The following is a 1,817-nucleotide window of genomic DNA, read 5'->3' as shown; positions in this document are numbered from 1 at the left end:
GCCGGCTCCGTGACGGGAGCCGGCTCGCCGTGCGCCGGAGGGTCACGCGTTGAGCGCCGACCAGAGCCACTGGCCGCCGACCCGGACGTAGAGCCGCTTGTTCGCGGAGTCCACGGCCAGGGTGCCGTCCAGGGGCTGACGGGTGAAGGAGGCGTCGCTGACCGGGCCGGGCACCAACCGCAGCGGCGGGTTCGGCGCGTTCTTCACCGGAATCGTTCCGGTCGCCTGGGCGCCGAGGCTGCCGTAGCTGTTCTCCACCCGGAAGTCGCCGGTCGAAGACTGCTCGTAGTAGATGTGCGTGCCGGTCGGCGCAGTGGCGTAGAGCCCGACGACGTTGCGCAGCACGGCGGTGGAGCCGGGCCCGGAGTAGAGCGCGACGCCCGCGTTGACGGTGGCCTTGTCCCGGTTGGCGATGACCACGTTCTCCAGCGCGCTGGCGCTCGCCGCCCAGCTGATGATGTTCCGCGCGGTGGCCGGGGTGCCGGCGGCGAAGTCGCCTGCGTAGCAGTAGATGTTGGTGGCGTAGACGTGCTTGCAGCCGGCGTCGGTCTTCAGGTGCGGGCCGCCCTGCATGCGGGAGGTCTCGAACTTGCAGTCGGTGATGTAGACGCCGTTGGGGTTGTTGGTGGTTACGGCTCCCTGGCCGATCCACAGTGCGCCGGTGCCGAAGGCCTCCAGGCGGCAGCCGATGAAGTGGATCTGGTTGATGTTGTCCTTGCTGTGGCCCCACGCGCCCTCCGTGGCCGAGGAGGCGTTGCGTAGCCAGATGTTGGGCTGGGTGGTGCTGTCGGTGGTGCCGGTGCAGTCCTCGATGACCAGGTTGTAGAAGCGGGAGCCCCGAACTCGACGGCGTCTATGCACATGTCCTTGTTCGAGGTCATGAAGACGTCGCGGAAGTAGGAGTTGTTGTTGTAGTAGAGCTCCAGCAGCAGGCCGGTCCTGCCGTTGCCGTTGAAGCCGAGGTTCTCGACGGAACAGTAGCGGCGGTGGGTGGCGCCGGTGGAGTAGGCCGCTCCCGTGCCGGACATCCGGAGCAGGATGCCGTCGCCGCCCTTGACCAGCATGGAGGCCTTCGCCCCGGCACCGGCCAGGCGGATGCCGTCGGCCTTGACGGCGAGCGCGGGTGCGCCGGCCGCGGGCTTGACGAGGTACTTCCCGACGGGGAAGTACACGGTGCCGCCGCCCGCCGCGGCTGCCGCGTCGAGTGCGCGCTGGACGGCGGCGGTGTCGTCGGCGGAGCCGTCGCCGACCGCGCCGTGGGCCTTGACGTCGAACCAGTCCGGTGTTCCGGCGGCCGTGGTCGCCGCGGCGGCCGTGGCGGTGCCGGATGCCAGCGCGGTCCCGGTGAGTCCGGCCACCGCTCCCGTCAGCAGTGCACGGCGGGCTGTCTTCCGCTGTTCGGTCACGCTCTCCCCCTTGTGATGATCGGACAACGGGGATGATCTTGCCACTCGGTCCGTGGGTCCGGCGACGACGGACGACGGGGCTGGCGGGTTGACATGACGGTGGGGAGGTCACGGCTCGGGCAGGTGGCGGCTGCGGAACGAGGTGGTGCGGATGTGCCGGTGGCTCGCCTACTCGGGTCGCCCGTGCTGCTCGACGCCGTGCTCTACCGTCCGGAGCATTCGCTGAGTCAACCAGAGCCCCCGGGCGCGGATGGGTGTCGAAGCCACCCATGACGACGGCTTCGGCGTCGGCTGGTAAGCACGGACGGGGACGGCACGCCGGCGGTCTTCCGGGACACCGTGCGGCCTGGAACGACCGCAACCTGCGGGAGACCAACTGCCACCCGTTCCGTCACGGCCGGTGGCTGTGGA

General features: G+C 70.0%; 1 protein-coding gene and 1 pseudogene. One reads left to right on the top strand and one right to left on the bottom strand.

The features are described from left to right. Positions 1-629: 629 nt before the first annotated feature. The gene (locus VR44_RS48640) at positions 630-1,406 is read right to left on the bottom strand and encodes a glycosyl hydrolase family 28-related protein (protein ID WP_281187279.1); all 777 of its coding nucleotides are present in this window, start codon (positions 1,404-1,406) and stop codon (positions 630-632) included. 151 nt (positions 1,407-1,557) lie between these two features. Here VR44_RS48640 and VR44_RS48005 point away from each other — a divergent pair. Further along, a pseudogene (locus VR44_RS48005) lies at positions 1,558-1,817 on the top strand (class II glutamine amidotransferase); the annotation flags it as partial.

The organism is Streptomyces katrae (assembly GCF_000966975.1).
GTDB lineage: Bacteria > Actinomycetota > Actinomycetes > Streptomycetales > Streptomycetaceae > Streptomyces > Streptomyces katrae.
Note: the sequence above shows the minus strand (reverse complement) of the source record. Positions and strands in the feature narration are given on the sequence as shown.